Below are 6,000 nucleotides of genomic sequence, written 5' to 3'. Positions count from 1 at the left end.
CCCGGCCGGATCGTCCCATGCGGACGACGGGATGGATGAAGCCGCCTATGACTGCTGCGCTTCGAGCGCGCCCCAAAGCGAGGCTCTCCAGACCCCGATCCCAGGCATGCATGCAGCGGCTCCAAACGCAAAGAGTCAGTAGACTGCGAAGAGAAGCGTGACCCGCGTGAACGATCAGGCCAACGACGATCAAAAGAGCTTGACCCAAATGCCCGATTAGAGAAGCGGTCATAATGCCAAGTGACGGCCCTTCGTGAACGACGTGGTGCTCGGGCGAATTTTGCCGTTGACACGCGTCGCTCGTCACTTTTGAGATAGGCTAAGTTGGAGAGAAAAGCGCCGTGGCGCGAGGTCGCGCCACCGGTGCTACTGCTTGCCAGCTTCTCTCCGTCAGCCCGACTGTCAAGAGAGGCCACCCCGCTCGCAAGTGAGCGCGACCAGCTCTTTTGAGTGCGACCGTAAGGTTTCGAGCCACTATCGGCGAACTTTCAGCACGGCGGATAGGGGTAATATCCACAAGGACCCACGGCGTTATAGTAGGGATTGCCGTAGTCGTAACCGTAGCGGTAGGGCCGGGTGGCCACTGCTGCGCCGATGGCGGCCCCGGTCGCTACTGGCGCACCGGCATACCAGGCGCCATGGTATTCTGGTGCGTGCCAGTAATTGGCATGGACGTCGTTCACATGCGCGTCCGCGCCCATTCGATCGCCTCCGGCGAAATCTCCGCCAACTCGACCTCCGCCAAAGCCTCCGCCAAAGCCACCGCCACCACCGAAGCCACCGCCGCCAAAGCCGCCACGGTCGATGAACAGTGCTGCAGGGCCGCTTCCGCCCGACAGGCTTCCTTCAAGGACCGCCACTTCAAACGTCAGGTTCCCGCCCTCGAGCTTGGGCTTCATGATCGTCACGACGGCATCTTCGACCTTCGACCCGTTCCCGCCGAGGACCGAAATCGTGGCATTGGGCGGATCTGTGGAGAAGCTGCCTTTGCCTTCGTCCCATTGCATGATGAACTGTTCGGTTGCGAGGTGACCGGCCGCACGAACCGGGCGATCGGCGAAGACGATTGAGTTCATCGAAACGCCGGTCATCGTCAGCGTGGTCCCCTCCAGTCTTGCGCCGGCGGAGTTCAATACGAAAAGCGATGGAACAGGCCCTGTCGGCGTTACCTGGCCGATCGTCTTGGCAAGCGGAACGTGCGGCTTGACGCCGGCGTTCTGCGATATGGCTGAGCCAGGGATGAACTGGCTTGCGCCAAGGAACACGGAAAGAAAGACAGCAGTTCTGCGCGTCATGATGACCTCCTGCATTTCAGGGTACTTGAAAGTCGCATGTGCAGGCGAAACTGCGCGGTCAGTCCGCGAACACACGCCTCCAGTCGTTCTTCATGCTGATGACGACCCAGCCGTCGTTCATGGCTTCGTCGTAAAGCTCTTGCGTGAAGGGGCCGACCTTGGTCTCAGGCAAGCCATTTGCCGGTCCATAGGCATATTCCCGGTCTGCATCGTCGTGCAGGAGGAGCACGGCGAGCCGCGGGCCGTTGCTTGCTTCGGTATATTCGAGCATTTCCTTGTCACCGGTTGAATTGCCGAAAGCGATCACCGGTTGTCTGCCGATCATCAGGTGGATGCCCTCCGGTTTGCCGGCATTGTTGTCGTTGAGGAGAAGTTTCGGGTCCTTGGTCAGCAACGGCTTTCCGTCCTTGCCATAGCCATAGGTCGTTCCGCCGGCCGTCCCCACCACCTGCTCGGGCGGGATCCCGTAGGTGCTCTCGGCGTAGACACGCACGAAGTCCTGGTCGCTGCCGGTGACGATGTAGGTCTTGAAGCCATTGTCGCGCAGATAGCCGAGAACTTCCTTCATCGGCCGGTAGGCGAGTTCGGTATAGGGGCGCTTCCATCGCGGATCTTTTGCCGATGCGATCCACTTGCTGACCTCGTCCGCGAACTGAGCCACCGTCATGCCGGAAAGCGTGGCGGCGAGGATCTTCTCCAAATCGGCCATCGGCAGCTTGGCGATCGCCTTACGGTCCCCGGCCAGCACAGTCTTGAAGGGCTCGGCGTCCTTCAGTTCAGGTTTGGCCGCAACCAGTGCTGGAACGCGGTCCAGGCAAAAGATTATCTGGCTGGACATCGGGTGTTCCACCCAAAGCGTGCCGTCCTGATCGAAGGTTGCGATCCTCTCTTCGGGCGGAACGAAGGTCGGCTTGGTATTGTCCGTCGTCGCCTGCACGAACTCGATGATCGCCTGCTTGGCCACGGTATCGCTCCAGGACGGCAGGGGGTCGGGTTGAGCCTGGGCCGTGGCAACCGCCAACCACGCGTACAGCCCGAGGGAAAATCCGGCCAGATGCGTGCGGAATGCACGTTTCGGGTACATTCGAACCCTCCATCCGCATCAGATCGATGCCGGACGCCCCGAAGGGCGTCCGCTACGCCGTCGATATTCGCCTGCGCGTCAGTCATGACCTGTCTTCATTTCCCGGACCTGCTGCATCACTTGCTCCAGATTGTAGCTTGCCGGGTCCTGAAGCGGCGGGAAGTCGATGTAGGTCTCGAGATGCTTCAGCCACAACTGCTGGCCGATGGGCAGGACGTTCCAGTCATAGACATAGGCGGTGGACGGCGAGGCGATGGCGCCGGCCATACCGAAGAGTGTCTTGATCTGCTGACCGACGGACGTCTCAAATGGGTCACGCTTGATGTTCACCACCTGCGTCCAGGAGTAGGGCTGCACACCATGGATGAACCCAGCCGGATCGTCGGAGACCATGGCGAAATACATCTTCCAGTTCTTGTAGCGGACCGCGGATGGCTCCTTGCCGGAATAGTACAAGAAAGAGTCGCGCGCGGATGGCGATTTCCCTTCCAGGAAGTCGCGCTGATCGATCCCGTCGAGCGTGGTCTTGACGATTCCCGGATACTTGCCCGCCTCGATCTGTTTCTTCAGCCCGTCGCCCTTGGGGCCGCCAGCGATGTCGACGAAGGTGGGCAGCCAGTCAAGCGAGGCGAAGATCTCGTTCTTGACCGTTCCGGGTTGGATATGGCCGGGCCAGCGCACGACCAGCGGTGCCCGCATGCCGCCCTCCCAGGTGCTCAGCTTGCCGCCCTTGAATGGGGTCGTGCCGCCATCTGGAAAAGTGATCGTCTCGGCGCCGTTGTCGGTGGTGAAGACGACAATGGTGTTGTCGAGTTCGCCCATCTCCTCGAGCTTCTTCAGGACGTAGCCGATATTGTCGTCCATCTGCTTCATGCCGGCTTCGTTGACGCCCCAGTCCTTGCCGCCGGGCTCACCGACCATCGCCAGATACTTGTCCGGCAGGACCGTCGTGATGTGCATGCGGGCCGGATTGTACCAGACGAAGAACGGCTTGTTGGTCTTCTTCGGATCGTTGCGGTCGAGGAAGTCGATGACTTTGCCTGAAATCTCCTCGTCGATCGTCTTGGAGCGCTCTAGCGTCAGCGGCCCTTCGTCCTTGCAGGTCTGATTGGCCGGCGACCCGTCGGAGGATGTGCAGGCGAGCACCGGACGCGGCGGCGTCAGGCACGTTGTTGTTTTGGGGTCGACGGCCGCGGGATCCTGCGTAAGTCCTGGGATCGGCGTGTTTCTGCAGGGCGGCGCGATTCCCTGCTCGGTTGGGTTCTTGTTGATATCGGGGAAGCTCACACCCTGCATGGCGTCGAGGTGATAGAGGTAGCCCCAAAATTCCTGGAACCCGTGTGCCGTCGGCAGGGATTCGGTGGTATCTCCGAGATGGTTCTTGCCGAACTCACCTGTCACGTAGCCGAGATCATTCAGGAACCTGGCGAGGTGAGGCGTGCCGGCCCGCAGGTAGGACGGGCTTCCGGGAATTTCCGGCAGGACCATGCCGACACGCACCGGCTGCATGCCGGTGATGAAGGCGGTGCGCCCAGCCGTGCAGCTCTGCTCGGCGTAGTAGGTCAGGAATTTCGCACCCTCATTGCCAATGCGGTCGATGTTGGGCGTCTCCCCCACCTCAAGGCCTTGGTGATAGATACTGGGTTGCATCCAGCCGATGTCGTCTCCCATGATGAACAGAATGTTGGGTCTGGTTTCCTGGGCCTGCGCGATTGCGGTGCCTGCCCAGAGACTACTCGCCGCCGTTAATGCTGCTGCGACGCACGTTGCTCTTATACGAGGCATTTCACGTCCCTCCATCCGAGAGCCTTGGACGGTGAAAAATGGCGGTGACCGCAGACTTGAAGCGCCATGATGCACCGACGCGGGCCAGCGACTCCATTGTTTCATTGCGAGGTGTTTGGGTGGCATAGCGCCACGATGCAAAGCCGAATCTAAATTCGCTTAGATGACCCAAGCGTGCTGGTCGACAACTTGAATCTTGGGTGTCGAGAGACCAACCCGAGTACCTAAAATCAATCGGAGAGAAGTGGCTTTTTCAAGACGAGCACTATCTCTGAAAAACACATGCTGCGGTCGAAACCTGCACTTTCACGCCATGTCTACACCTTTCTGTCGGTGCCATTTTAATGAGTAATACGAATGGATTACTCAGCCTCCTGGCTGCTTAGAAAGACAATGGCGAGGACTTCGTTTCTAGCGCACAATCTAAAGCGACCGGTGCAGGCGTCTGCAGAATGCCATTTGGGCGCGCCTGAGGGATCGCGGCATCGACTTCATGACGCGCCACAAGGCGCCTGGCAAAACGTTCTTCCTGTATCTGCCGATCTCCCGGACGCCAATTGCCTCCCGGAGACGTGCCTGTGAGATTTTTCAATGAGCGCCAGTGCGTCGCGCAAGGGCCACCTTTGGCCCTAAGCCGCCATTCTCTCGATTTCTTACTCTGCCTTGGGCCACCAGTAGCGGCTGAACACCTAAACCGAAGCCTATCGCCGATGCACGACCTTCTTGAGTTTCTCATCGACGCGTTCAGTTATGGGATAGGCGGCAACCCTTCGAAATCGAAGTTCATGCGATGGGTTGATCGCATAGTCATGGCAATGCTTGCGACCCTAATCGCACTTGTCCTATACCTACTGTACGGGCGCTGATTCGGAAGAGGTATGGCCCCGCGGGGTGCGGGGCCGCACGAGCTCAGATCTCTGTGTGCTCCGCTAGTTCCCGTGCATCCTCAATGTCCACTCCAAGGTACTTGACCGTATTTTCGATCTTAGTGTGCCCCAACAAGATTTGAATCGCGCGAAGATTGCCTGTCGCCTTGTAGATCATTGCCGCTTTAGTGTGCCGAAGCGAGTGCGTGCCGTAGTCTTCGCGTCGTAGACCAATCGCGGTCACCCATTCGTCGACCAAGCGGGCATATTGGCGAGTACTCAGATGATCGGCACGGTCGACTCGACTGGGAAAGGCGTAGTCGTCAACTGTTCCACCTCGCCGCTCAAGCCATGCAAGCAAACTTGCCCTCACGTCTGCCGTGATTTCGAATTGAACCGGACGGCCGGTCTTTTGCTGCACGACCATGGCTCGGGTTCGAATTTCCATTCCCGTCACGAGGCTTCCGATTTTCATTTTGACGAGATCGCAACCACGCAGCTTGCTGTCGATTGCGAGGTCAAACAAGGCGTGATCTCTCATGGGTCCCGGTCGAGGAAGAAGCGGATCGCCCAAATCTGGCGCTGTTTCAGCGGTTTCTTGACGCCGACCCGTCGGCCCGCGTTCCAAGCCGGTCGTCCCAGTGCGCTAGGATCATATTGTGCAATACCCATTTTCGTTCTCCTTTGACCAACAATGGCCGCGAGAAGAATGAGAAAAGTGAGGGGGCCGACAGCGGACCGGCAGCTTCGAGGCTGCAGATCTACAGAAGCGGACCTTCAGACCGGAGCGGGCATCGACGTGATTTGACCCATCCCAGTCGTTCCCGCCGCGCCTGTGAAGGACTGCTGCGCGCCCCCATGTCGGCCGTAGAGACCAGCTTGGCCGCTTCCCGAAAGCAGACATCGCAGCGGCAAGGTCTGACGACTGGATTGCCCCAACAGCGGACGCCCGCTTGGTCCCGAATTCTGC

At 59.3% G+C, this 6,000-nt stretch carries 3 protein-coding genes and 1 pseudogene; all 4 read right to left on the bottom strand.

Annotated features, from left to right (window positions below):
* Window positions 1–488: 488 nt before the first annotated feature.
* On the bottom strand, window positions 489–1,295 hold the full coding sequence (locus J2Y48_RS25015; RefSeq protein ID WP_310424265.1) for a hypothetical protein: 807 nt from the start codon (window positions 1,293–1,295) through the stop codon (window positions 489–491).
* Window positions 1,296–1,353: 58 nt separating this feature from the next.
* Window positions 1,354–2,379, bottom strand: a complete 1,026-nt coding sequence (locus J2Y48_RS25010) for an HAD family hydrolase (RefSeq protein ID WP_310424262.1) — start codon at window positions 2,377–2,379, stop codon at window positions 1,354–1,356.
* 78 nt (window positions 2,380–2,457) lie between these two features.
* The gene (locus J2Y48_RS25005) at window positions 2,458–4,164 is read right to left on the bottom strand and encodes an arylsulfatase (protein ID WP_310424259.1); all 1,707 of its coding nucleotides are present in this window, start codon (window positions 4,162–4,164) and stop codon (window positions 2,458–2,460) included.
* Between the two features lie 909 nt (window positions 4,165–5,073).
* Window positions 5,074–5,702, bottom strand: a pseudogene (locus J2Y48_RS25000) (tyrosine-type recombinase/integrase).
* Window positions 5,703–6,000: the final 298 nt, after the last annotated feature.

Source organism: Mycoplana sp. BE70 (genome assembly GCF_031455855.1).
Classification (GTDB): domain Bacteria; phylum Pseudomonadota; class Alphaproteobacteria; order Rhizobiales; family Rhizobiaceae; genus Mycoplana.
Note: the sequence above shows the minus strand (reverse complement) of the source record. Positions and strands in the feature narration are given on the sequence as shown.